At 68.2% G+C, this 23,436-nt stretch carries 17 protein-coding genes; 4 read left to right on the plus strand and 13 right to left on the minus strand.

The window, feature by feature from the left end; all coding sequences use genetic code 11:
• Positions 1-78: 78 nt before the first annotated feature.
• The 8 genes from BMX37_RS04670 to BMX37_RS04705 form a co-directional block, all read right to left on the minus strand.
• Entirely contained in the window at positions 79-2,061 is a 1,983-nt protein-coding gene (locus BMX37_RS04670; protein ID WP_093664345.1) for a serine hydrolase domain-containing protein, read from the minus strand.
• Positions 2,058-3,632 carry a serine hydrolase gene (locus BMX37_RS04675; RefSeq protein ID WP_093664346.1) on the minus strand — a complete coding sequence of 525 codons (1,575 nt, stop codon included), beginning with the start codon at positions 3,630-3,632 and terminating at the stop codon, positions 2,058-2,060. Before BMX37_RS04675 ends, BMX37_RS04670 begins: the two co-directional genes overlap by 4 nt.
• A complete protein-coding gene (locus tag BMX37_RS04680) occupies positions 3,629-4,753 on the minus strand; it encodes a YkvI family membrane protein (protein WP_093664347.1) in 1,125 nt (374 codons plus the stop codon). The genes BMX37_RS04675 and BMX37_RS04680 overlap by 4 nt, the downstream gene beginning before the upstream one ends.
• The gene (locus BMX37_RS04685) at positions 4,741-5,778 is read right to left on the minus strand and encodes an N-acetyltransferase DgcN family protein (RefSeq protein WP_093664764.1); all 1,038 of its coding nucleotides are present in this window, start codon (positions 5,776-5,778) and stop codon (positions 4,741-4,743) included. Before BMX37_RS04685 ends, BMX37_RS04680 begins: the two co-directional genes overlap by 13 nt.
• 22 nt (positions 5,779-5,800) lie before the next feature.
• Complete coding sequence (locus BMX37_RS04690; RefSeq protein WP_093664348.1) at positions 5,801-8,095, minus strand: TonB-dependent receptor; 2,295 nt, start codon at positions 8,093-8,095, stop codon at positions 5,801-5,803.
• A gap of 76 nt (positions 8,096-8,171) precedes the next feature.
• Positions 8,172-9,437 carry a peptide MFS transporter gene (locus BMX37_RS04695; RefSeq protein WP_093664349.1) on the minus strand — a complete coding sequence of 422 codons (1,266 nt, stop codon included), beginning with the start codon at positions 9,435-9,437 and terminating at the stop codon, positions 8,172-8,174.
• Positions 9,434-10,447, minus strand: a complete 1,014-nt coding sequence (locus BMX37_RS04700) for a dipeptide epimerase (protein WP_093664350.1) — start codon at positions 10,445-10,447, stop codon at positions 9,434-9,436. Before BMX37_RS04700 ends, BMX37_RS04695 begins: the two co-directional genes overlap by 4 nt.
• A complete protein-coding gene (locus BMX37_RS04705; RefSeq protein ID WP_093664351.1) occupies positions 10,447-12,453 on the minus strand; it encodes a serine hydrolase domain-containing protein in 2,007 nt (668 codons plus the stop codon). Before BMX37_RS04705 ends, BMX37_RS04700 begins: the two co-directional genes overlap by 1 nt.
• A 137-nt stretch (positions 12,454-12,590) precedes the next feature.
• Between BMX37_RS04705 and BMX37_RS04710 the strand changes: the two genes are divergently transcribed.
• Both BMX37_RS04710 and BMX37_RS04715 read left to right on the plus strand, forming a co-directional pair.
• On the plus strand, positions 12,591-13,298 hold the full coding sequence (locus BMX37_RS04710) for a helix-turn-helix domain-containing protein (RefSeq protein ID WP_244501392.1): 708 nt from the start codon (positions 12,591-12,593) through the stop codon (positions 13,296-13,298).
• Positions 13,295-14,542 carry a dipeptidase gene (locus tag BMX37_RS04715; RefSeq protein ID WP_093664353.1) on the plus strand — a complete coding sequence of 416 codons (1,248 nt, stop codon included), beginning with the start codon at positions 13,295-13,297 and terminating at the stop codon, positions 14,540-14,542. The genes BMX37_RS04710 and BMX37_RS04715 overlap by 4 nt, the downstream gene beginning before the upstream one ends.
• Positions 14,543-14,719: 177 nt before the next feature.
• On the opposite strand, the gene BMX37_RS04720 is transcribed toward BMX37_RS04715, so the two are convergent.
• The 3 genes from BMX37_RS04720 to BMX37_RS18700 form a co-directional block, all read right to left on the minus strand.
• Positions 14,720-16,600, minus strand: a complete 1,881-nt coding sequence (locus BMX37_RS04720) for a methyl-accepting chemotaxis protein (RefSeq protein ID WP_093664354.1) — start codon at positions 16,598-16,600, stop codon at positions 14,720-14,722.
• A gap of 120 nt (positions 16,601-16,720) precedes the next feature.
• Positions 16,721-19,234: a ligase-associated DNA damage response DEXH box helicase gene (locus tag BMX37_RS04725; protein WP_093664765.1), complete on the minus strand. Its 2,514-nt coding sequence runs from the start codon at positions 19,232-19,234 to the stop codon at positions 16,721-16,723.
• Positions 19,144-19,326, minus strand: a complete 183-nt coding sequence (locus BMX37_RS18700) for a hypothetical protein (RefSeq protein ID WP_170841836.1) — start codon at positions 19,324-19,326, stop codon at positions 19,144-19,146. The genes BMX37_RS04725 and BMX37_RS18700 overlap by 91 nt, the downstream gene beginning before the upstream one ends.
• Positions 19,327-19,418: 92 nt before the next feature.
• On the opposite strand from BMX37_RS18700, the gene BMX37_RS04730 reads away from it, so the two are divergent.
• Both BMX37_RS04730 and BMX37_RS04735 read left to right on the plus strand, forming a co-directional pair.
• Positions 19,419-20,417, plus strand: a complete 999-nt coding sequence (locus BMX37_RS04730; RefSeq protein ID WP_093664355.1) for a ligase-associated DNA damage response exonuclease — start codon at positions 19,419-19,421, stop codon at positions 20,415-20,417.
• A gap of 125 nt (positions 20,418-20,542) precedes the next feature.
• Entirely contained in the window at positions 20,543-21,034 is a 492-nt protein-coding gene (locus BMX37_RS04735; protein WP_093664356.1) for a GAF domain-containing protein, read from the plus strand.
• Positions 21,035-21,084: 50 nt separating this feature from the next.
• Here BMX37_RS04735 and BMX37_RS04740 read toward each other — a convergent pair whose 3' ends face one another.
• A complete protein-coding gene (locus BMX37_RS04740) occupies positions 21,085-21,927 on the minus strand; it encodes a glycoside hydrolase family 16 protein (RefSeq protein WP_093664357.1) in 843 nt (280 codons plus the stop codon).
• Positions 21,924-23,432: an RNA polymerase factor sigma-54 gene (gene rpoN, locus BMX37_RS04745; RefSeq protein ID WP_093664358.1), complete on the minus strand. Its 1,509-nt coding sequence runs from the start codon at positions 23,430-23,432 to the stop codon at positions 21,924-21,926. Before rpoN ends, BMX37_RS04740 begins: the two co-directional genes overlap by 4 nt.
• Between the last annotated feature and the right edge of the window lie 4 nt (positions 23,433-23,436).

Raw genomic sequence — 23,436 nt, forward strand, 5'->3', positions numbered from 1 at the left:
ATGCTATCACGCCATGCCCCCACCGCAAGCCCGCCGACGCGGGCGGGGATCGATTGTCCCGCCCGCGCCGCCGCCGCCTCAATAGTTCAGGTTGAAGCTCATCAGCTTGCCGGCCCACGCCACCCAGACGATGCCGAGCAGCGCCGCCGCGACGATCACCGCCCGCAGCCGCGCCCCCCAGTCGCGTCCCGGCTGCCAGGTGAGCCAGGCGTTCCACAGCCCGACCGCGGCACCGACGATCGGCACGATCGCGGCGATCTGCAACGCACGGATCGGCGCGTCCAGGCTGTTGTTATAAACCTGCACCTCGGTTTTCAGGATCGGCGCGAGGATGGCGTACCAGCCCGCGATATAGACCAGGTCTGCGATCGCCGCCGCGCGCGTCAGCCGCCTGGCCAGCGCGGGTCGCCCGCTCAGTGTCACGGGCGCGCCGTAGCGGCGGCGCAGCCACCAGGCCGCCGGCCAGCCGATCGCGGTGAGCAGCAGCACCAGCACCGACAGCCCGGCGATCCAGGTGTTGAGCCGTGCGTTGCGCGCCAGCGACGTCGCCTGGCGGATTTCCACCGGGTTGCCGCTGTCGAGCATCGCCCGGCGCCCGGCCACCTCCGTTACCTGAAGCTGGCGGTCGCCACCGACTTCGCGCCACAGGCCGCGCGCGACTTCGCGGAACTGCTTGCCCTCGATTGAGGACACGCTGATCGTGCCGTCCGGGTTCGCCGTCACCTGGTCCTGCTGGAGCAGGTAGAACACGCCGATGAAGCCCGATTCCACGCGGCGCGATCCCTCGTACCGGCCGGCGATGGCGCTGGCATCGGCCGCCGCGCTGGCGATGGCAGGCGGCGTGACGGGCTTTGGCGCGGGGAAATAGCGGTCCATGAACAGGTCGAACAGCCGCTCGCGCACGCCGTACACCGCGTCGTTCTCGCCCCGGCTGTTGAAGGTGACATAGATGCCGACATGCTCGTCCGGCAGCAGGTTCAGGTCGGTGTGGAACACCAGCGTGTCGCCGCCATGACCGATCACCAGCCGGTTGTTGCGATGGCTCCAGAAGAAGCCGTGCGCCAGCGTGTCGAAGCCGGGTTGCGGCATCACCGCCGGGGTGTGCATCAGCCGGGCGATGTCCGGGCGCAGGATCTGCGCGCCGTCGAACTGGCCGTCCTGGAGATGCGCGATCATGAAGTTGGCCATGTCCGCGCCGGTCGTGCTGACCGCACCGGCGGGCGCCGTGCCGACCAGCTCGAACGCGGCGGGCGGCTGATCGCTCTGCCGATACCCCTTGGACATGAAGGGGGCGAACGCGGGCGGCAGCGGCTGGCGGAACGTGGTGTGCGTCATGCGCAGCGGCGACAGGATGTGGCGTTCGATATAGCTGTCGAACGGCTCGCCCGACACCCGCTGCACGATATATCCGGCCAGCGCGGTGCCGTAGTTGGAATAGGCCGGCGCTTCGCCCGCAGGGAACAGCTGCGGGCGCAAATTCTCCTTCAGATATCGTTCGGTGGTCTTCAGCCGGGCCGGATCGTCGGTGAGCAGGTCCTTCAACCCCTCCTCGAACCCGCCGCGATGACGCATCAGGTCGTTCATCGTGATGGTGCGCCCGGCCCTGGGCGTGATGTGGAAGTCCAGATAGCGGTTGATGTCCGCGTTCAGGTCGATGCGGCCCGCCTGCACCTGCTGCATCACGGCGGTCCAGGTGAACAGTTTCGACGTGGAGCCGATCCGCATCAGCGTGCGGTCGACATCCATCGGCTTCTTCGCCGCGACATCGGCATAGCCATAGCCCTTCTTGACCAGCACCTGGCCGTCCTTGACGACGACGACCTGCGCGCCCGCGATCTTCCCCGCCTCCAGCGCGCCGGGAAAATAGCCGTCGAACCAGGCCGACAGGTCGCTGGCGGTGAGCGCCGGCGCGGCAGGGGCGGAGACGGGGGTGCGTGCTTCCGACGCGGCCGGCGTCGCCGGCTTGGGCGCGACCGGCAGGTCCCGTTGCGCAAGGCCCGCCGCGCCGATCAGCGCGCAGGCCAGCATGGCGACGATGCGCTTCCCCACGATGCGCTTCATCGGGCACCTCCTTCCGGCACAAAGGCCAGATCCTTGTAGTCGAAGCTGAAGTCCGCGATCGGCGACACCGGCTTTGCGGTGATCCGCGACACCTTGCCCTCCGCATCCAGTCCGAACGTCAGATAGGCCGGCTCGATCGCGGAATCGTCGAAGCGGGCGACAAAGGTGTCGTACTGATAATGCTCCAGCCGACCGGTCATGCCGGGGGTGGTGGTGAAATCCACCTTCAGCCCGCCTCCGTTCGGCGTCACGGCCAGCGCACCGTACCATGGGTCGACATAGCGCCCGGCATAGCGCGCGACGGGCAGCGACGGCCCGATCTTCGCCGGGGCCCCGGCCTGCTGGCGCACCGCCGCCTCCGCCCCGGCGATGCGGTCGCGCTTGAATTTGGCGAAGCGGGTCGGCCAGTCCTGTGCGGGGACGCCCAGATAATGGTCGAGCAGCTCGTACATCAGGCCGTAGCGCGGCTCGATCTCCTCGCTGTTGATCGCGATGGCGAAGCCGACCTTCTTTTCCGGGATCATCACCACGACGGTGGTGAAGCCGAATAGGCCGCCGGCATGCCAGATGACCTGCGCGCCGTGATAATCGCGCACGTCCCAGCCCAGCGCATAGGCCTGGTAACCGGGCGTGATGCCCGACACGGGATCGGGATAGGGCTCGATCGGCATCGGGGTGACCGGCGCCCACATCTCCTTGCCCGCCGCCTCGCTGTACAGGCGCCCCTTGCCGTCGGGCAGCGCGCCGCCGGCCAGCTGGATCTGCAGCCAGCGCGCCATGTCGTTGGCGCTGGCCGCGATCAGCCCGGCCGGCGCGCCCGCCTGGCCCAGCCGATCACGCTCGTCGAGCAGCTTCAGCGGTCCCGTGCCCCGCACGGTGCCGCCGGCCCGGCCATGCGGGTGCGCGCGGTCGGGGGCGGACAGTTGCCGTGCCATGTCGGCAGTCGCGTCGGGCAGGCCGGCGGGGCGGAACACATGATCGCGCATGTAGTCCTCCCAGGGTTGCCCGCTGACCGCCTCGATCACCGCGCCGGCGACGACGTAGAGGATGTTGTCGTACGCATATCCGCTGCGGAAACTGGTCGCAGGGGGCAGGTAGCGCAGCCGCCGCACCAACTCCGCCCGCGACAGCTTGCCGCGCGGGACCAGCAACAGGTCGCCCGCGCCCAGGCCCAGCCCGCTGCGATGGACCAGCAGGTCGCGGATCGTCATCTCTCGCGTGACCCAGGGATCGTACATCTGGAAACCGGGCAGATGGTCGATGACCTTGTCGTCCCAGCCGATCTTTCCCGCATCCACCAGCGTCGCGAGCGCGGCGCTGGTGAACGCCTTGCCCGTCGATCCGATCATGAACAGCGTGTCAGCATCGACCTTTGCCGGGGCGCCCAGCTTGCGGATGCCATAGCCCTTGGCCAGCACGACCTTGCCATTCTCGACGATGGCGACGGCCATGCCCGGCGTCTCGCTCGCCCGGCGCACCGCCTCCACGCGCGCGTCGAAGCCGGCGGGCGGATCGGCCAGCGCCGGGGTGGCGGCCAGCAACAGGGGCAGCAGGAGCAGGTGGCGCTTCATCGCGGCATCTCCGACAGGGGAGCCGGTGCGCCCCGCCGCAACGCGACGAACAGGAGCAGCGGCAGGACGTAAAGGAGGATCAGCACCCAGGCGAGCGCGCGGTAGCCGGAGGCGATCAGGGCGACGAGACCGATCCGCTCCGCCAGCAGCATGCACGGCACCAGCAGCGCCAGCGCGGCAACGGCGCGCGTGCCGGGACCCAGCACGAAACGGCCGCCGCTGGCATGGGCGATACGCTCGTTCACCGCATGGACCGCGCCCGTGCCGCTTTCCAGCAGGGCGGCGAAGATCATCGCCTGGAACAGCAGGTGAAAGACGGGATGGCCCAGGCGGACCAGCATGTAATCGGACGGCAGCACCGCGCCCGCGATCTGGGGCAGGAACGCGGTCATCGCGGCGAAGAAGAGCAGCGCGGGCAGCATCGCAAGCGGTGCCGCGACCAGTCCCGCGACCACCGCGTCCCGGCCGGATCGGAAGTGTCGCGTGACGGGCAGCACGATCACCGCACCGACGATGTTGTACCCGGCATAGGTGATCCCGCCCAGCGCCCAGTCCCCGGAGGGAAGCGGAGACGCGGCAAAGGCGGCGGCGATCCGGTCGCCCACCCCGCTCAGCGCCAGCACCAGAAAGATCGCGTAGGTCGCATAGAGCATCGCCGACACCCACACGAACACCCGTTCCACCGCGGCATTGCCCCAGGCGACGCAGGCGACGATACCCGCCATCAGCGCCAATGTCCCGGCGATCGGCGGTGCGCCGAGCGTCGCCGCGGCGATCGCGCCCGCCGCCGCGCCGAACACGGCGAGGATCAGGATCACGAACGCGGCATAGGCCGCCTCGAACGCGACCCAGCCCCGTCCGAGCAATGCCCGGAAGAAGGTGCGGTAATCGCGCGCACCGATCAGATGCGCCAAGTGGAACGTCGCCGCCGCGACCACCGCCCAGATCAGCGTGGCGAGCAGCATCGCGGCCAGGCCGCCCCAGGGACCGGCGGGCAGGAAGAACTCCGCAATTTCCCGCCCGGTGGCATAGCCGCCGCCGATCACCACCGCCTTGAACGCGAGCCCCGGCAGCACGAACCGGCGGAACCGGTCGGCCGCGCCGTGGCTCAACCCCGGCATGCGTCCAGCAACCTTTCGAACGAGGGACCGCCACGCATCGGGTCGGCAGCGGGCAGGTGCAGGCGCTCGCCCGTCTCCGCAGTGACTCGTTCCACATCCTGTGGCGACAGGCCGTCGGTGTTCAGGCTGATGCCGACGCAGCGGATATCGGGGTTGGTCAGGCGGCCGAGCATGATCGTCTGCTCGATCACCGCCTCGATCGGCGGCACAGCGAACCCGGGCGCGCCCAGCACGCGGTCGCGGCCGGGTTGGTGGCACACCACCACCATGTCCGGCTGGCTGCCGTGCAGCAGCGCCAGCGACACGCCCGCATAGGCGGGGTGGAACAGTGATCCCTGACCCTCGATCACGTCCAGGTGGTCGGGCGCGGCGTCGGGGCTGAGCAGTTCGGCCGCGCCGGCCGCGAAATCGGCGACCACCGCGTCCATCGCGATGCCCGCGCCCGCGATCATGATCCCGGTCTGGCCGCTGGCGCGAAAGGTGGCGTCGATCCCGCGTGCCGAAAGTCCGCGCGCGATGGCGAGCGCGGTGTATTTCTTGCCCAGCGCGCAATCGGTGCCGACCGTCAGCAACCGGCGCCCGCTGCGCCTTCGCCCCGTGGCGACCGGCAGCCCGGGGGGTGGGACGCGGACGTCGTGCAGCCGCGTGCCCCTGCGCTCCGCCGCCTCGCGCAGCGGTGCGATGTCGGACAGGCGGGTGTGCATGCCGGCGATCAGGTCCAACCCGGCATCGATCGCGGCGATCAGTTCGGGCATCCAGGCAGGCGGGATGACACCGCCCTGGTTGGCGACGCCGATCAGCATCGCGCGGGCGCCGGCCTCTGCGGCCTCTCGCGGCGTCAGGCGGCGCAGGCCGGTGGTCACGGTCGCGGCGGGCAGCGCGTGTTCGCCGATGCACCGATCCGCCGCCCAGTCGCGTAGCCCGAACGCCGTCTTCGCGAACCCCGCCTCCGTCACGTCGCCCAGGAACAGCAGATAGGGGGCGGGCAGGTCGTGCGGGGCGGCGGCCTCGCGTCCTTTCGGCATGGCAACGGGCAGGCCCATCCGATCAGAACCCCGCGCCAAGCGTCACCCCGATCACGCGCGGCCGGATGATGCCGGTGCCCACCGCGCCGAACGGGTAATTGCCCTCTCCCGATACGCTGGTCTTGCCCACCGAATTGGTCAGGTTCTTGGCATAGGCCTCGACCGAGAAGCGGCCGAAATCGACGCCGGCGCGCAGGTCGACCACGCCGTAGGACGGGATGCGGAACTGACGCCCCGTCGCCGCGACGAAGGTCGGGCTGTACGGGCCGGACTGGTCGCTGAGAAAGCGCAGCGATGCACCGAGATAAGGCGTGGCGGAGCCGATCTGCCAGTCATAGTCGGCGTTCGCGGATACCGCGTATTTCGGCGTGTACGGCAACTGGTCGCCATTGCGGCCCCCGACGATCGCCAAGTCGGTGTCCTCCTTCAGCTTGGCATCGGTGTAGGCGCCATTCAGCGACACCACGAACCCACGGGTCGGGCGCATCGTGGCGGTGAACTCGACGCCGTCACTCTTGGCCTTGCCGCCATTGGCGTTGATGCCGAAATCGTTGACCTGCGCGAACAGCTGGATGTCGCGCCAGTCGATGTGGAACGCCGCGATATCGATCGCGAAGCTGCGGTCCGCCGTTTCTGCCTTCAACCCGACTTCATAGCTGATGAGCGAGTCGGAATCGTAGGTGCTGAGCGACGAGGGCGCGTTGGGCGGCACGATGTTGGGACCGCCGGGCCGGAAACCCTTCGCCACGCGGGCATAGATCGCGCCGGTGCGGCTGAATTTGAACTTGGGCGCGACGGACCAGGTAAACACGTTCTCCTTGGACGCGGAACTGAGCGCGTCCGGCGCGAGCAGGCCCGTGCCGCTCTGGCTCGCGTCCTGATCGTTGTGGCTGTACCGGCCGCCCAGCGTCAGGTCGAACATCGGGCCGAAATGCACCGTGCCGTTCGCGAAGCCGGCGAACTCTTCGTAGCGCGACGGGTTGGCGCCATCGAACAGCTGCGGCACGCCGGTGAAGATGGTGAAGGTGCCCGGCTCGTACACATCCAGCCGCTGGATGATCGCGCCCTTCTCATGGTCGTAATAGCCGCCGATCAGCCATTCGAACGTGTCGCTGGCGGGGGAGGACAGGCGTACCTCCTGCGTGAAGCGCTTCGTGTCGGTGTGCTGCACCAGCCCCAGGTCAGCGGCCGCGCCGGTCGCGTCGTCGTACAGGCCGAGCTGGGTACCGTAGTTCACCGTCAGGTCGTCGCGCAGCGACTGTTTCAGCGTGCTGTAGCTGGTGGACGAGGTCAGCGTCGCAAAGCCGAGGTCAACGTCCGCCGTGGCGTTGTACACGCGATACGCGATGTTGGTGTATTCCGGCACATATTGCGACTGCGTGTTGCGGCCGTACAGCGTGCGCAGCGTCAGTGGGTCGCTTTCCACTACGGTACCGGCATCGCTGTCCAGGTTTTGCAGGATCGCGGTCAGGCGCAGCTGGAACGCATCGCTGGGCTTGAACAGCGCGGAGATGCGGCCGCCATAGCTTTTGGACCCGTTGATGTTCTTCTGCACGTCGGAGCCGCCGTTGCCGACCGAGTCGATATAGCCGCCATAGTCCCGGTAGAAGCCCGACGCGCGCACGGCGAAGGTGTCGCCGAGCGGCAGGTTGACCACCGCCGATCCCATGTAGCTGAGATCGCCGCCCTTTGTGCTTTCCAGCGATGCGCGGCCACGCGCCTCCACCTTGTCGGTGCTGGGCGCGGCGGTGACGTATTTCAGCACGCCGCCCAGTGAACTGGCGCCGTACAGCGTACCCTGTGGCCCGCGCAGCACCTCCACCCGTGCCACGTCGAACGTGTCGAACTCGCCCGCCAGGATCGCCGAGTTCACCTGTCCGCTGGACGAGCCGAACGGCGTTTCGTCGATATAGGTCGCGACCGTCGCGGCCACCCCGCCGGTGTTGATGCCGCGCAGGACGATGCGTGCCTCACCAGGATTGCTCTGCGCGAGCTGCAGGCCGGGGACCAGCTTCGCATAGTCCTGAAAGCTGTAGGCCTGGTTGCGTTGCAGCGTATCGCCGCCGACGACCGACACCGATTGCGGCACGTCGATCAGGACCTGTGCGCGTTTTTGTGCGGTGACCACGATGTCCTCCCCCGGCGCGGAGGAGGGGGTGGCACGCGCCTGTGTCGAAGCGGGCGTGACCGGTGAGGACGTGCCCTCCGCCTGATCGTCCTGTGCGGGCGCGTCCGTCGTCTGCGCGGAGGCCGAAGGGGCCAGCAGCAGGGCCGCCAGCGCGCCGGTAATCGAGTAGGCCATCATCGACTTGGTCATCGCTACCCCACCCTTTTTTCCCGATTCTCCAATCGGAAACTATTGTTCCGATCCGGATTGTGTCAATTCTATTTCGTCATCGATCTGTTCCGCCCGCGACGCGACGTTCGCGCGGGTCGAGTGCCCTCAGCATCAGCCCGGCCGACCCGGCCAGCCCAGCGAGCAGCAGGAAATAGGGCGCGTGGCCGATCCGGCTCCACAAGGTGCCGACCAACCCTGCCGACAGGCTGCCCGCGAAGGTGGCCAGGTACCATGCGGCCACCGTGGTCGCGCCCAGCCCCTCGGGCGCCAGTCGCGCGAACAGGCCGAGCCCGGTGGGCAGGATATACAGCTCACCCAGCGTGAGCAGCGCGAAGAACAACGCGAGCCACAGCCAGTGCGCCTGTCCGCCGAACCAGGCCAGCAGGGCGAGCAGCAGGTACGCGCCCGCCGCGATCGTCGCACCCAATGCCATCTTGCGCGCCGGCCGCTCCACCGAACCGCGCTCCGCCCGCCGCCGCCACATGGCGAGCAGCGGCGGGGTCATGACCATCACCAGCAGCGGGTTGAGCGCCTGGAACCAGGTCATGGGAATGGCGCCCGCGCCCAGCCGCCGGTCGACGCCGGTATCCGCCCACAACGCCACCGTGTTGCCGACCTGTTCGTACGCCGCGCGGAATACCGTCACCGACAGCCCGATCGCGGCCAGCAGCACCAGCGTCTCGCGCGGGAAGCGCACGGCCGGGCGGGGCCCGGTTCGCTCCACGACCGGGTACCGCGCCTGGGGCGGCAGATAGCGTTGCCCCCACAGATAGATGCACAGGCCCGCGACCATGCCGATGCCGGCCGCGCCGAAACCCCAGTGCCACCCGTAGAGCTCGCCCAGAGTCCCGCACACCAGCGGCGCCAGGAACCCGCCGATGTTCACCCCGACATAATAGACGTTGTACGCCCAGCCGACGCGCGGATCGCCGGGTTCGTACAGGTCGTCGATCTGGCTGGGCAGGCTGGGCAGGAACAGGCCGTTGCCCAGCGCGATGGTCGCAAGCGCGGGGTAGAAGAGCGGCTCGAACGTCATCATGAAATGGCCCGCCGCCATGATCGACCCGCCGATGATGATCGCGCGCCGCTTGCCCAGCAGGCGGTCGGCGATCACCCCGCCGACGATGGGCGTGAAGTATGCGCAAGCGGTGTAGGTGCCGTACACCAGCGACGCCGTGCCCTGCGCCATCAACAGCTGCTTGGTCATGTAATAGACCAGCAGGGCGCGCATACCGTAATAGGAGAACTGCTCCCACATGTTGGTGAGGAACAGGATCGTCAGCCCGCGCGGCTGGCCGAACCAGGCGCGCGGCGCGGTCATGCGGCGGGGCCTTTTCCGGCGCCCCAGACGTCCGGCCCGGCGAACAGCGTGCCGTCGGCATAGGTGACGGACGGTGCCCGATCCTGGGCAAGGAAGGTCGGCCCGTCCAGGTCGACCAGATCGGCGATCTGCCCCAGCACGAAACCAGGCGCGGTGCCCAGGCTGGTGGCGATCATCGTGCCGACCATGACGCCCAGTCCCAGCCGACGCGCCTCCGCCGCCATCAGCAGCCCCTCGGTCAGGCCACCGCACTTGTCGAGCTTGATGTTGACCACGTCGAAACGCCCCACGGCGCCGGCCACGTCGTCCAGCGACAACAGGCTCTCGTCACCCGCGATCGGGATGGCCGATCGATATCCGTCCAGATCCGCTTCCCGGCCGCGCGGCAGCGGCTGTTCGAGCAGCGACACGCGCTGTTCGACCAGGCCGGCGACCAGCGCGTCCAGGTCGGCGGCGGCGAAGCCCTGGTTGCCGTCCACGCCCAGCCACACATCGTCACGAGCCGCGCGGATCGCCGCGACGCGAGCGAGGTCCAGGTCCAGGTCGCCAGTCAGCTTCACCTTGATCGACCGCGCCCCTGCATAGCCGCGCGCGACCTCCGCCATCGCGTCCGGCGTATCGGCGCTGACCGTGAAGGTGGTGGTGATCGGACGTGGCGCCCGGTCCAGCCCGGCGAGCTGCCACACCGGCCGCCCGCTTCGGTTCGCCTCCAGGTCCCAGAGTGCCGCGTCCACGGCATTGCGGGCGCCGCCGGGCGGCAGGATCATGCGCAGATCCTCCCGCGTCGGCCCCGCCTCGATCGCCGTCCGCGAGCCCTCGATGCCTGCGCGCATATGGTCGAGGTCGTCGCCCAGATAATAGACGCCGGCCCCTTCGCCACGCCCGCGATGGGTGCCGTCGTCCAGCTCGACCACCAGCACGTCCGCCGTCTCGAACACATAGCCCGCGATGCGGAACGGCTGTGCCAGACGCAGCGTCTCCGTGGTCGCGGTCAGCGTCAGCGCGGCCATCAGTAGTTCACCGTCATGGCGAGCAGGCCGAAGGCAGAGGCGACGTACAGCACCACGATCGTGGCGGGCAGGACCAGCACGCTCCACAGCTTGCCCGCCCAGCCACGACCGTCCCGCCACGCCAGCCAGGCATTCCACGCGGCGATGCCGACCGCGCCCACGAAGACGACGGCGCCCACGATCTGGAGCAGCCACAGCACCCCGTCGCTGGCGCTGGTCATCAGCGCCAGGTCGTTGAACGCCATCAGCACGAAGGTGGTCCACCCGCCCAGCACCAGCAGGTCCGCCAGCGCCATGATTCGCGTCGCGCGGTACGCCTTCAGCGCCTGTCCCGAGACACCGATGGGGGTGGCGTAGCGACGCCGCAGCCACCAGGTCGCCGGCCAGTACAGCGCGGTCAGCAGCAGCACCGCCAGGCTGATGTAAAGCGCCGGTTTCAGCCATGTCGCCGACCGTCCGAACGGCACCCGGTCGAACACCATGAACGGCGCGATCTGGTCGAAGCTCCAGCGCACGACCCGGCCGTCGCGGACTTGCGCGGCAAGGCGCTCATGCCCGTCGCGCTCCTGCCAGACGAACGGCGACACCTCGTCCCACACGCGCGTGCCGCCCCCGGCGCCGGTCAGCGACGGGATGACCAGCGCGCCCTTGTCGTCGACGCTGACCGCGGTCTGCCCGAACAGGTTGAGGATGTCGGCAAAGCTCGATTCGGAATGGCGGCTGTTCTGCCACAGGCCGGTCATCAGCCGCGCGTGGTCGGCCGCCGTCCGGGCGTCGACGCGACCGGTCGGGGGGCTGCCGGGGAAGTAGCGATCGGCGAAATCCTGGAACAGCTGGCCACGCACGGTGTGGGCGCTGCCCTCGCGACCCGCGCTGTTGAACGACACGTAGAAGCCGACGCCCTCGGCCATGAACAGGTGCAGCGAGGTGTGGAAATTCTCCGTGTCGCCCAGATGGCCGATCACCTCACGCCCGTTCACGTTGGTTTCGAAAAAGCCCAGCTCCATGCGGTTGAGCGGTGGGATCAGCGAGCGCGGATCGACCCGGTTCAGCGGGCTGTTGTGCATGATCGCGGCCGTTGCCGGGTTCAGGACGCCGCGCCCGTTCTGCAGGTGCGCGATCATGAATTTCGCCATGTCCAGCCCCGAGGCGGACAGCGCGCCGGCGGGTGCGGGAACGACGATCTCGAACCCCTTGGCCGGCTCCGACGCGCGCGGATAGCCGGTCGCGACCAGCGGCGCGAGCGGGCCGGGCAGCGGCTGTCGGAAGCTGGCGGTGCGCATGTCGAGCGGCGCGAAGATGCGCTGTTCGACATAGGTGTCGAAGGGCACGCCCGACACGCGCTCCACGATGTACGCGGCCAGCGTGGTCGCCCAGTTGGAATAGGCCGGCGTCGTGCCGGCGTCGAAGATGCGGCGCGGCGTCCAGCGTTTGAGGTACCCGCCAAGCGTCTGCACCCCCTTCGGATCATAGACGATCAGATCCTTCATCGCCTCTTCGAACCCGGCCGTGTGGGTCATGATCTGGCGCAGCGTCACCGGCTTGCCGTCGCGGGCCGGGATGCGGAAATCGAGATAGGTGTTGACGTCGCGGTCGAGGTCCAGCCTGCCGGCCTGAACCTGCTGCATGACGGCGGTCCAAGTGACCAGCTTCGACACCGATCCCGGCCGAAACAGCGTGCGGGCCGGGTCGACCGGGCGGTGGTGGGCGATGTCGGCATAGCCATAGCCGCGCGCGGTCAGCACCTGACCGTCCTTGACCACGGTCACCACCGCCCCGGCGATGTCGCCGGTGTGCAGGGCATAGGGCATGTAGCCGTCCAGCCATGCATCCACATCCGTCGCGGTCAGGGCGTGCGCGGCGCGGCCCCCCGTCACGATCGGCGTCGTGGCCGGCGTGGCCAGCGCAGGAGCGGGGGTCAGCGGCGGCGCCTTTGGCCCCGGCGTCTGTGCGGGCAGGGTGGTGCCCACCAACGCCGCCAACATCGCAACCCATATCCTGCGCATGGATTCTCTCCTTCCCCGTTGCCGCGCGACCGCTCGCTCGATAAGCTGAGCAACGTGCTCCGATCAGGATAGTGATGTCCTGAATGGAGAACTGTCAATCGGTTTCGGCGCGGTGTTCGACCAGGAGCAGGCAAACGGTGTCTTCGACCCCACCATCATCCCGCCCGACGCTGGGCACCCTGCTGAAGGGGCTTCGGGCCCGCGAAGGCTGGACGCTGAAGGAGATGAGCGCGAAGAGCGGCATCCCGGTGTCGACCTTGTCCAAGATCGAGCACGACCGCCTGACGCTGACTTACGACAAGCTGCAGCAGCTGGGGCAGCGGCTGGGTATGCGCATGTCCGACCTGTTCGCCGAGGGGGAGGATGACACTGCGCAACCCGTCACCGCCCGGCGCAGCCTGAGCGATATCGAACGGGCGGTTCGGGTCGAGACCCCGAACTACGACTATTATTATCTGTGCACCGAGTTGCGGCGGAAGCGGATGGTCCCTGTGGTGACCAAGATCCGCGCCCGGTCGAGCGAGCAGTTCGGCGACTTGGTTCGCCATAGCGGAGAGGAGTTCCTGTACGTCCTGTCCGGGCGCGTGGTGGTGCAGACGCAATTCTACGATCCGGTCACGCTGGAGCCTGGTCAGGCGCTGTATATCGATTCGAGCATGGGGCACGCCTACCTGGCCGCTGAAGGCTGCGACGAGGCGGAGGTGTTGGCGGTGATGTCGAGCGAGGAGGAAGAACTGATGCAGTCGCTTCTGACCATTCACGAGGAGCAGCGGCAGGGGGCGGTTGCCGTCAACGAGAACGGACCGGACGAAAGCCGCAGTCGTTGCGCCGGTGGCCGCCGATGATCCGCCGGGCAGCCGCGGCGGCGCTGTGGTCGATGGGTGTCGCCAGCGTCGCGGTGCCGATGTCGGCGGCGGCGCAGGATTACTCCGTACGAGTCGCCAGGGTGCTGCGCGCGACGCCGCTGATCGACGGTCACAACGACTGGCCGGAGGCACTGCGCGAACGCGAGGGCGAGGCTCGCTGGACGATGGATCTGACCGACCTGTCGGGCAAACCGGTGCGCTACAACACCGACATCGCCCGGCTGAAAAAGGGGCTGGTCGGTGCGCAGTTCTGGTCGGTGTGGGTGTCGCCCGACCTGCCGGGCAAGGAGCAGGTCGAACAGACGCTGGAACAGATCGATCTGGTGAAGTCGATCTGCGCCCGCCGCTATCCCCGGGATTTCATGATGGTGCGCACCGCGGCCGAGGTACGCCGCGCCCATGCGCAGAAGCGGATCGGCTGCCTGATCGGGGTCGAGGGCGGGGGTCAGATCGACGGCGATCTGTCGGTGTTGAGGACCTATGCCGAACTGGGTGCGGGCTATCTGACGCTGACGCATTCGCTGACGATCGACTGGGCGGATTCGGCGACCGACAATCCCAAGCATAACGGCTTGACCGATTTCGGGCTGAAGGTCGTGGCCGAACTCAATCGGCTGGGCATGCTGGTCGACATCAGCCATGTCAGCGAGGCGACGATGCGCGGCGCCTTGGCGGCGTCGAAGGCACCGGTGATCTTTTCGCATTCCAGCGCGCGGACGGTGGACGACCATCCGCGCAACGTGTCGGACTCCGTGTTGGCGCTGCTACGCGACAATGGCGGGGTGGTGATGGTCAATTTCGCACCGATCTACGTCTCTGACGCGTATCGCCGCTGGTCGGCGGACTCGGCGGCGGAAAAGACGCGGCTGAACGCGCCGCCATTCGGTGGCCTGGATATCGGACAGCCGGACAAGGCGGCGGCGGATTACGCGACCTGGCTTGCCGCGCATCCCGCGCCGCGCGTCACGTTGTCGCAGGTGGCCGACCATATCGAGCACATCGCAAAGGTCGCGGGCGTCGACCATGTCGGGCTGGGGTCCGATTACGATGGCGTGGGCGAGGTGCTGCCGGAGGGTATGACGGACGTCTCAACCTATCCGGCGCTGCTTGCCGAACTGATGCGGCGCGGTTGGAGCGACAAGGACATTGCCAAGCTGGCGGGGGGCAACGTGCTGCGTGTCATGGAAGCGGCGGAGCGGGTGCGGGCAGAACTGGCGCGGTAGGGCGCGGGCGGCGCGTCCGCCATGCTGTAGCAGTGCCGTGCCTTTAACCTCAAATTAGGCTTCAGGGTGACGGCACCGCCCGCGTTGCCTCAGGATCGCCGCCCTTCCGACCGGCGTGACAACGGCTTTCGGTAAGCGGCCGTCATACCGGTTCACGGTACGACGGCCCCGCGATCGTCAGAACTCCGACCAGTCGTCCGTGTCCGTCGCGAGCGCGGTATTCCCCACGGTCCGGGTGGCGGCGGCGCGGGGAGCGGCGCGGGCGGCAATGCGCTGGCCGGCCTCGGCGGCGCGCTGCTGCAACTGGTGCACGGTCGATCCGCGCTGCTGCACCGGCGCGCTGCCACCGGTGCCGGTGCGGAACTTGGACACCTGGCGCGCCAGTTCCTCGGCTTCGCTCGACAGGCTGCGTGCGGCGGCCGTCGATTCCTCCACCATGGCCGCGTTCTGCTGGGTCACGCCGTCCATCTCGGACACGGCGGTGTTGACCTGTGCCAGACCGCTTGCCTGTTGCTCGGCGGAGGCGGCCATCTGCGACACCAGCGTGTTGATCTCCGCGATCCGGCCGATGATGCTCGACAGCGCGTCACCGCTCTGATTGACCAGGTCGACGCCGGCGCCGACCTGCTGCGAGGACTGGGTGATGCGGCTCTTCACATCCTTGGCGGCATCGGCGGACCGCTGCGCCAATGCGCGCACTTCGGATGCCACCACCGCGAAGCCCTTGCCCGCGTCGCCGGCGCGTGCCGCCTCGACACCGGCGTTCAGCGCGAGCAGGTTGGTCTGGAACGCGATGCCGTCGATGACGCTGATGATGTCGGAGATTTCGGCCGACGCCCGCTCGATCGCGGCCATCGCCTCCACCGCGCGGCGCACCACGTCGCCGCCATGCTCCGCCTCCTGGCGAGCCTGTGCGACGGCTGTGTTGGCCTGCTTCGCATCCTCCGCCGTCTTGCGCACCGTGCCGGTGATCTCATCCATCGCGGCGGCGGTTTCCTCCAGGCTGGCGGCCTGTTGCTCGGTACGCTGGGACAGGTCGTCCGACGCCTGGCGGATGTCACCCGCGCCGTTGTTGATGCCGTTGGTCGCTGCGGACACCTGGCTCAGCGTCTGCTGAAGCACGTCCATCGCGCCGTTGAAGTCCGTCTTGAGCTTCGAGAACGGGCCGGTCAGCTCCGTCTCGATACGCGACACCAAGTCGCCGTCCGCCAGCCGGCTCAGGCCCTGGCCGATGCTGTCGACGATCAGGTCGGTCTGTTCCTGCTTGGCACGTTCGGCGGCGGCAAGCTGGTCGCGCAGCGACTTCATCGCGCGGGCCAGCGCACCCACCTCGTCGGCGCGGTCGCCATCGGGCACCGGCGTATCCATCTTGCCGGCGGCCAGATCGGCCAGCGCGGCGGTGACCTGCGCCATCGGCACCGCGATCATCCGCACCAGCAGGACCAGCATCGCCGCCATCGCCATCAGCGCCAGACCGACTGCACCGAGCAGCAGCATGCGGGCGCGGCTGTGCACGGCGGCCGCCTCCGTGCCGGACTCGGTGGCAAGGTTGGTCTCGAACGTGGTCAGCTTCTGGGCCGCGACGGTCAAGGCATCGAAGGCGTCCTGCGACTTGCCACGCATCAGCGCGGAGGCGGCGGCGTTGTTGTTGGCACGGGAAAGCACCAGCAGCTTTGCATTCTCATCGAAATAGCTGTTCAGCGACTGCCTGAACCCGCCCAGCAGCTGGCGCGCCTCCGGCTTGCGCAGGCTGGCGTCGAGCATGCGGTAATCCTGCTCGATCTTCGCGCGGTTGTCGCGCAGCTTGCCCTCGGCGGCGCTCATGTCGGTCGCGTCCTCCGCCAGGATGTGCTGTCCCTCGGCGGCGCGGAACGAGGCGGTCGCGGTGCTCATGTCCTGCGCCGCCATGATCTTGGGCATGCGGTCGCCGATGACCAGCGTCGACAGGTCGTTCAGCGCGCCCAGCTGGGACACCGAAAACCAGGCTAGGCCGGCGAGTACCACGCCGATGCAGCCGAAAATGGTCAGCAGCTTGTTGCTGATCCGCAGGTTCTTCATGATGATGGTGATCCGTCTCGCGTGTGAGAGCGTCCTAGTCCAAAGACGTTAAACACCCGTTTCGGACCTATGCTTAACCAATCGCAGCGATAGACCTGTGGTATCCCGCAGTCGGTCGCGTCAGTCCAGCCGCATCGCCTCCGCCGCCAGCGCCTCCGCCTCGATCAGCAGCGCATCCTCCGCCGCGCCGCCACCGGTCGCAACCTTCTCCCGACCGATCAGCGTCAGCACCGGCACGGCCAGCGGCGTGACGCGCGGCAGGTCGACATGGAGCATCGTGCCGGCCGCGCGGTCAAGCAGGTTGGCGAGTCGCCCGACATCGGTCATCCGCGCCCGCGCATCGGCCCAGGCCGCCTGGAGCAGCAGGTGGCCGGGTTCGTACTTGCGCAGCACGTCATAGATCAGGTCGGTGGAGAACGTGACCTGCTTGCCTGACTTGCGCTTGCCGGGATGCTGCCGCTCGACCAGCCCGCCGATCACCGCCACCTCGCGGAACGCGCGCTTCAGCAGATGCGACCGTTCCACCCAGTCGACGAATTCATGTTCCAGGATGTCGGCGGAAAACAGGCTGGCGGGGTCGGTGACCGGGTCCAGGCTGTAGGTCGCAATGGCGTAATCGTTCGCGACGAAGCCGAGCGGCCGCAGCCCCTGCGCCTCCATCCGCTTGGTCACCAACATGCCCAACGACTGGTGCGCGTTCCACCCTTCGAAGCTGTATGCGACCATGTAGTGCCGCCCTTCGCGAGGGAAGGTCTCCACCAGCAGCTGGCCGGGCTGGGGCAGGGCGGCGCGCCTGGCCTGAATTTCCAGCCATTCGCGCACATCGTCGGGAAAGCGGTGCCATTCCTGCGGGCTGGCGAGGAAGCGGCGGACCCGATCGGCCAGGTTGGTCGATAGGGGCATGCGGGAACCGCCATAGGTCGGGATGCGCGCCTCCCGCTTCGTGGCGCGGACGATCACGTCCTCCGTGTCGATCGACTCCACCTCCAGGCTGAGCCCGGCGAAGAAGAAGGTGTCGCCGTTGCTCAGGGAGGATGCGAACCCTTCCTCCACCTTGCCCAGGCTGCGTCCGTTGCGGAAGCGGACGGTCAGCATCGTCGCCTCCACGATGATGCCCGCGTTCAGCCGGTGTTGCTGCACGAAGCGGGGATGGCTGACCCGCCACGTGCCGTCCGCTTCCTCGACCAGCCGCTTGAACCGGTCATAGGCGCGCAAGCTGTACCCGCCGTCGCGGATGAAGCCGAGCACGCGCTCGAACACGTCGTCGCTCAGCGCCGAATAGGGCAGGGCCGAGCGGATCTCGTCGAGCAGGTCCGAAGCGCGGAACGGCGCCGCGCAGGCACACGCCATGACGTGCTGCGCCAGCACGTCTAGCGCGCCGGGGCGGAAGATGTCGGGGTCCAGCTCGCCCGCCTCGACCGCGTCGAGCGCCGCGCGGGCCTCCAGATATTCGAAGCGGTTGCCGGGCACCAGGATCGCCTCCGACGCCTCGTCCAGCCGGTGGTTGGCACGGCCGATCCGCTGCAACAGGCGCGACGATCCCTTCGGCGCACCCATCTGGATCACGCAATCGACATTGCCCCAGTCGACGCCCAGGTCGAGAGAAGCGGTGGCGACCAGCGCGCGCAGCCGCCCGGACGCCATCGCCGCCTCCACCTTGCGCCGGGCCTCCAGCGCCAGCGAGCCGTGATGGACGCCGATCGGCAGCCCCATCTCGTTCACCTTCCACAAATCCTGGAAGATCAGTTCCGCCAGCGAGCGGGTGTTGCAGAAGACGATGGAGGTGTTGTGCGTCTCGATCTCCGCCATCACCTGCGCGGCGGCGTAGCGGCCCGAATGGCCTGACCACGGCACCCGGTCCTCCGGCAGCAGGATGGCGATGTCCGGGTCGGCGCCCGGCTCTCCGATGACAAGTCCGACCGCGTCGATATCGCCGTCCGGCGCCAGCCATGCGCGGTAGCCGTCCGCGTCCGCCACCGTCGCGGACAGCGCCACCCGCCGCATCGCCGGCGCGATCCGTTGCAGCCGCGCCATGCACAGCGACAACAGGTCGCCGCGCTTGCCGGTGGCGAAGGCATGCACTTCGTCCACCACGATCGTCTTCAGGCCGGCGAACATCGTCGCGCTGTCCGAATAGCTGAGCAGCAGCGACAGCGACTCGGGCGTGGTCAGCAGGATCTGCGGGGGGCGGACACGCTGGCGCGCCTTGCGATCGGACGGCGTGTCGCCGGTGCGGGTCTCGACGCGGATCTCCAGGCCCATCTCGTCGATCGGGGTGACCAGGTTGCGCTGGATGTCGACCGCCAGCGCCTTGAGCGGGGACACGTACAGCGTGTGCAGCCCGTGGGTGGGCGCTTCGATCAGGTCGGCCAAGGTCGGCAGGAACCCGGCCAGCGTCTTGCCCGCGCCGGTCGCGGCGACCAGCAGCGCGTGGCGGCTCACGCGTCCTTCACGCAGCATGTCCAGCTGGTGCCGGCGCGGGTGCCAGCCCCGGCCGGCGAACCATTCGGCAAGCGGCGGGGGGAGTGTTTCCGAGCCAGGGTCTAGCTGCGGTTCAGGGTCGACTCGTCGGTCGTGCCCTCCTCGTACAGCCGCTTGGTCGCCGCCTCCGTCTCGCGGCGCTGACGATCGGATGTCTTGTTCTTCGACTTGGCCCAGATGATCGCCGCGAGCAGCACGAATGCGCCCACGAACACCACCGTCATCCAGATCGCGCCCGTCGCCATCGCTCATCTCCGCATCACCGTACACGTCGTCCAACGATCCCGCGATCCGTTTCGATCCCGGCACCGCACCGCCGTTCGCGCGTAGTACAGCCATGGCACGATTGGGCGACTGGCTGGAACCGCATCCACACGGCATCTATGTCCGGCCGGCGGACGCGTGGATCGACCCCTCGCAACCCGTGCCGCGCGCGCTGGTCACGCATGGCCATGCCGATCACGCGCGCGGTGGCCATGGCGCGGTCTGGGCTACGCCGGAAACGCTTGCCATCATGAACTGCCGCTACGGCCAACAGGCCGGGCACCCGGTCGGCTATGGCGACAGCATGCGGATGGGGGAGGTCGAGATCGGCTTCGTTCCCGCCGGACATGTGCTTGGCTCCGCACAGATCGTGCTCGATCATCGCGGAGAGCGCGTGGTGGTGTCCGGCGACTATAAGCGGCGGCCCGATCCGACCTGCGCGCCGTTCGAGCCGGTGGCCTGCGACATCTTCGTGACGGAGGCGACATTCGCACTGCCCGTGTTCCGCCACCCGGACACTGGTGACGAGATCGACAAGCTGGTGGAGCGGCTGCGCACCAACCCGGATCGATGCGTGCTGGTCGGTGCCTATGCGCTGGGCAAGGCGCAACGCGTCATCGCGGAACTGCGCGTGCGCGGACATGAAGCGCCGATCTTCCTGCACGGAGCGTTGCAGCGCCTGTGCGACCTGTATGTCGAGCACGGGGTGGACCTGGGCGAGCTGCGCCCGGTGGCGGACGCCGCGAAGGCGGACATGGCGGGACATGTGGTGATGTGCCCGCCGGGTGCGCTCAACGATCGCTGGTCGCGGCGGCTGCCCGATCCGATCACGGCGATGGCATCGGGGTGGATGCGGGTGCGTCAGCGTGCGCGGCAGAAGAACGTCGAACTGCCGCTGATCCTGTCCGACCACGCGGACTGGGACGAACTGACCGATACCCTGGCGGAGATCGCGCCGAAGGAGGTGTGGGTGACCCATGGCCGGGAGGAGGCGCTGGTCCATTGGTGCATGACCCGCCAGATCAAGGCGCGCGCGCTGGCGCTGGTCGGGTTCGAGGATGAGGACGACTGACCCGTTGAACTTCCGGCGGCGATGATGTTGATTATTGATCGGCGATAATCGTCGCCGCCATTAATCCATGTGGGAGCGTGGATCGGCGTGCCGTGCAGTCGGGGAGTCGGGTACAGGGGGCATCGATGGACGATCGGAACGAGGCGGCACGGCTGGCGGCGCTGAACAGTTACGGCGTGCTGGATACGCCGAACGAGATCGCGTTCGATCTGCTGGTTCGGGAAGCGGCGCGGTGCATGCGTGCGCCGATCGCGTTGATCTCCCTGGTCGACCAGCACCGGCAATGGTTCAAGGCGCGGATCGGCCTGTCCCCACAGGAACTGCCCCGCTCCATCTCGTTCTGCACCCACGCCATCCGCGGCCGCGACGTGATGGTGGTCGAGGATGCGTCGCGTGATGAGCGGTTCGCGGAGAACCCGCTGGTGGTCGGGGAGCCGGGCATCCGCTTCTATGCAGGTGCGCCGCTGACCACCGGCGACGGCAAGCGCATCGGCACGCTGTGCGTGATCGATACGGCGGCACGGCGCACGCCCAGCGATGCGGAAAAGGCGCTGCTGCGTGAACTCGCCGAACGCACCGTATCGGCGTTCGAGAAGCGACGCGAACAAACTGAATAGCCGGGCGCGCCGCCGAAGGGTGACGGCGCCCAGCCGTTGGAACGCGATCGTCAGCGCGGCGCCTTGCTCACCACCGCGCGCTGCCACACCCGCACATAGTCGACCTCGAACCGTTGCGGCAGGGCGGCATCGTCGATGCCCTTCGACCCCGCCCAGTCGCCGCCGACCGCCAGGTTCAGGATCATGTGGAACGGCCGATCGAACGGCCATGCCCCACGACCGCCCGGCTGGTCGTTGCGCACCCGCATATAGGCGTGATCGTCCACCCCGATCGTGATCGCATCAGGTTGCCAGTCCAGCTGATACCGGTGGAACGCCGAGCAACTCGACGGCAGCGCCAGGCTGGCGCCGCGTTGCGTGCCCTTGCTGTGTGTGAACAAGGCGGTGTGCAGCGTCGCATGGACGACCTGGGGCTGCGATCCGACATGCTCCATGATGTCGATCTCGCCGCCATCGGGCCATTTGCCGCTGTCGGGCAGCATCCAGATGGCGGGCCAGGTGCCGCGTGTGCAGGGCAGCTTCGCGCGCACCTCGTAAAAGCCATAGGTCCAGCTGGCGGGGCCAAGCGTCATGATCTTCGCCGAAGTATAGGTTTGGCCGCCCCAGTCGGCCGCGCCCGGCAGGCGTTCGTGACGCGCCTCGATCACCAGCCGCCCGTTCTCCAGCCTGAGGTTCTGTGGGCGATCGACCGCGTAATATTGCTGTTCGTGATTGTACCAGCCGTCCTTGTTCCGCTCCGCGTCATAGCGCCACTTCTTGGGGTCTAGCCGGGGGCCGGAGAACTCATCGGACCAGACCAGCCGGGCGTCGGCAGGGCGGCGCATCGCCTCATTGATGCGATGGTCGCTCGCGCCCAGTTGAAGCAGCGCCAGCAGGGCGAGTGCGCCGCTCATGCGCCCAGCACCTTGGCCCGGCGGCGCTGGACCGAACTGCCGATCCCCATCGCCTCGCGATATTTGGCGACGGTGCGGCGCGCGATGTCGAAGCCCTGTTTCTGCAACAGCTCGACCAGGGTGTCGTCCGACAGGATCTTCGCTCCCTCTCCCGCGATAAGCTGGCGGATCGCGTTCCGGACCGCCTCCGCCGATACCGCCTCGCCGCCGTCCGCCGCCTGGATGGCGGAGGTGAAGAAGTATTTCAGCTCGAACAGCCCACGCGCGCAGGACAGATATTTGTTGCTGGTGACGCGGCTGACGGTGGATTCATGCATCTCTATCGCCTCCGCGACGCGCGCCAGGGTCAGCGGGCGCAGATGCGCCACCCCCTTCAGGAAGAACGCCTCCTGCTGTTTCACGATTTCGGTCGCGACCTTGATGATGGTGCGTTGGCGCTGATCCAGCGCCTTGACCAGCCAGTTGGCGGAGGCGAGCGCATCCGACACCCACGCCTTCGACGCCTTGTCCTGCGGCCCCGATTGCAGCTCGTGCAGGTAGTGGCGATTGACCAGCACGCGCGGCAGGGTGGCGGCGTTGATCTCGATCGCCCAACCCGCCTTGGTCCGCGCGACGAACAGGTCCGGCGTCACCGACTGGATCGGCTCCCCACCGAAACGACAGCCGGGCTTGGGATCGTAGTTCCTGAGTTCGCGGATCATGTCGGCCATGTCCTCGTCATCGACGCCGCACATGCGTTTCAGCCGGGGCAATTCTCCTCGACCGAGCAGGTCCAGGTTGTCGAGCAGACGGGCCATGCACGGGTCGTAACGATCCGCCTCCCGCGCCTGGAGCGCCAGGCATTCGCCCAGGTCGCGGGCGCCGACGCCGGTGGGATCGAACGTCTGGATGGTGGCGAGGACGGCCTCCACACGCGCCTTCGCCACGCCCAGCCGCATCGCGACGTCGAGCAGGTCGGCGCGCAGATACCCGGCCTCGTCGATCTGGTCGATCAGATGCTGGGCGATGAACAGGTCGGCCGCATCGAACGCCGTGCCCGCCTGGGCGAGCAGGTGATCGGTCAGCCCGGTCTCGCCGCCGGCCAGCGCATCCAGGTCGGGGCCGTCCTCCCCGCCCGAGCCCCCTGCGATGCCGTTCAGCCCCAGAGAGCCGTCGAACCCGCCGCCGCCATCGGCGACGCTGTCCTGTTGATGGCTTTCCGTCGCATAGTCGACGTCCATGCCCGGCTCATGCGGGTCACCGCCGACCGGTCCGTCGCCGGACACCAGGCTGTCGACCTCCACTCGCGCTTCCGGCTGTTCGGGCTGGGCGGGACGGCTGCCCTCCTCGTCACCGCTCAGCGTGGTGCGGGGGGCGTCGAGAAGGGGGTTCTTCTCGATCTCCTCGGCGACGAACGCCTCGATCTCCAGGTTCGACAGCGCCAGCAGCTTGATCGCCTGCTGCAACTGGGGCGTCATCACCAGCGACTGGGACTGGCGTATGTCGAGCCGCGGGGCGAGGCTCACCGGG

Origin of the sequence: Sphingomonas gellani (genome assembly GCF_900110035.1) — a bacterium.
In the GTDB taxonomy this organism is placed as follows: Bacteria; Pseudomonadota; Alphaproteobacteria; order Sphingomonadales; family Sphingomonadaceae; genus Sphingomonas; species Sphingomonas gellani.

What these genes read in the sequence shown, in the direction of transcription:
- BMX37_RS04715 (WP_093664353.1), top strand. Translation starts at nt 13,295, where the DNA reads ATGATCCGCCGGGCAGCCGCGGCGGCGCTGTGGTCGATGGGTGTCGCC.
- BMX37_RS04695 (WP_093664349.1), bottom strand. Translation starts at nt 9,437, where the DNA reads ATGACCGCGCCGCGCGCCTGGTTCGGCCAGCCGCGCGGGCTGACGATC.
- BMX37_RS04730 (WP_093664355.1), top strand. Translation starts at nt 19,419, where the DNA reads ATGGCACGATTGGGCGACTGGCTGGAACCGCATCCACACGGCATCTAT.
- BMX37_RS04735 (WP_093664356.1), top strand. Translation starts at nt 20,543, where the DNA reads ATGGACGATCGGAACGAGGCGGCACGGCTGGCGGCGCTGAACAGTTAC.
- BMX37_RS04680 (WP_093664347.1), bottom strand. Translation starts at nt 4,753, where the DNA reads ATGCCGGGGTTGAGCCACGGCGCGGCCGACCGGTTCCGCCGGTTCGTG.
- BMX37_RS18700 (WP_170841836.1), bottom strand. Translation starts at nt 19,326, where the DNA reads ATGGCGACGGGCGCGATCTGGATGACGGTGGTGTTCGTGGGCGCATTC.
- BMX37_RS04700 (WP_093664350.1), bottom strand. Translation starts at nt 10,447, where the DNA reads ATGGCCGCGCTGACGCTGACCGCGACCACGGAGACGCTGCGTCTGGCA.
- BMX37_RS04675 (WP_093664346.1), bottom strand. Translation starts at nt 3,632, where the DNA reads ATGAAGCGCCACCTGCTCCTGCTGCCCCTGTTGCTGGCCGCCACCCCG.
- BMX37_RS04685 (WP_093664764.1), bottom strand. Translation starts at nt 5,778, where the DNA reads ATGCCGAAAGGACGCGAGGCCGCCGCCCCGCACGACCTGCCCGCCCCC.
- BMX37_RS04720 (WP_093664354.1), bottom strand. Translation starts at nt 16,600, where the DNA reads ATGAAGAACCTGCGGATCAGCAACAAGCTGCTGACCATTTTCGGCTGC.
- BMX37_RS04705 (WP_093664351.1), bottom strand. Translation starts at nt 12,453, where the DNA reads ATGCGCAGGATATGGGTTGCGATGTTGGCGGCGTTGGTGGGCACCACC.
- BMX37_RS04740 (WP_093664357.1), bottom strand. Translation starts at nt 21,927, where the DNA reads ATGAGCGGCGCACTCGCCCTGCTGGCGCTGCTTCAACTGGGCGCGAGC.
- BMX37_RS04690 (WP_093664348.1), bottom strand. Translation starts at nt 8,095, where the DNA reads ATGACCAAGTCGATGATGGCCTACTCGATTACCGGCGCGCTGGCGGCC.
- BMX37_RS04670 (WP_093664345.1), bottom strand. Translation starts at nt 2,061, where the DNA reads ATGAAGCGCATCGTGGGGAAGCGCATCGTCGCCATGCTGGCCTGCGCG.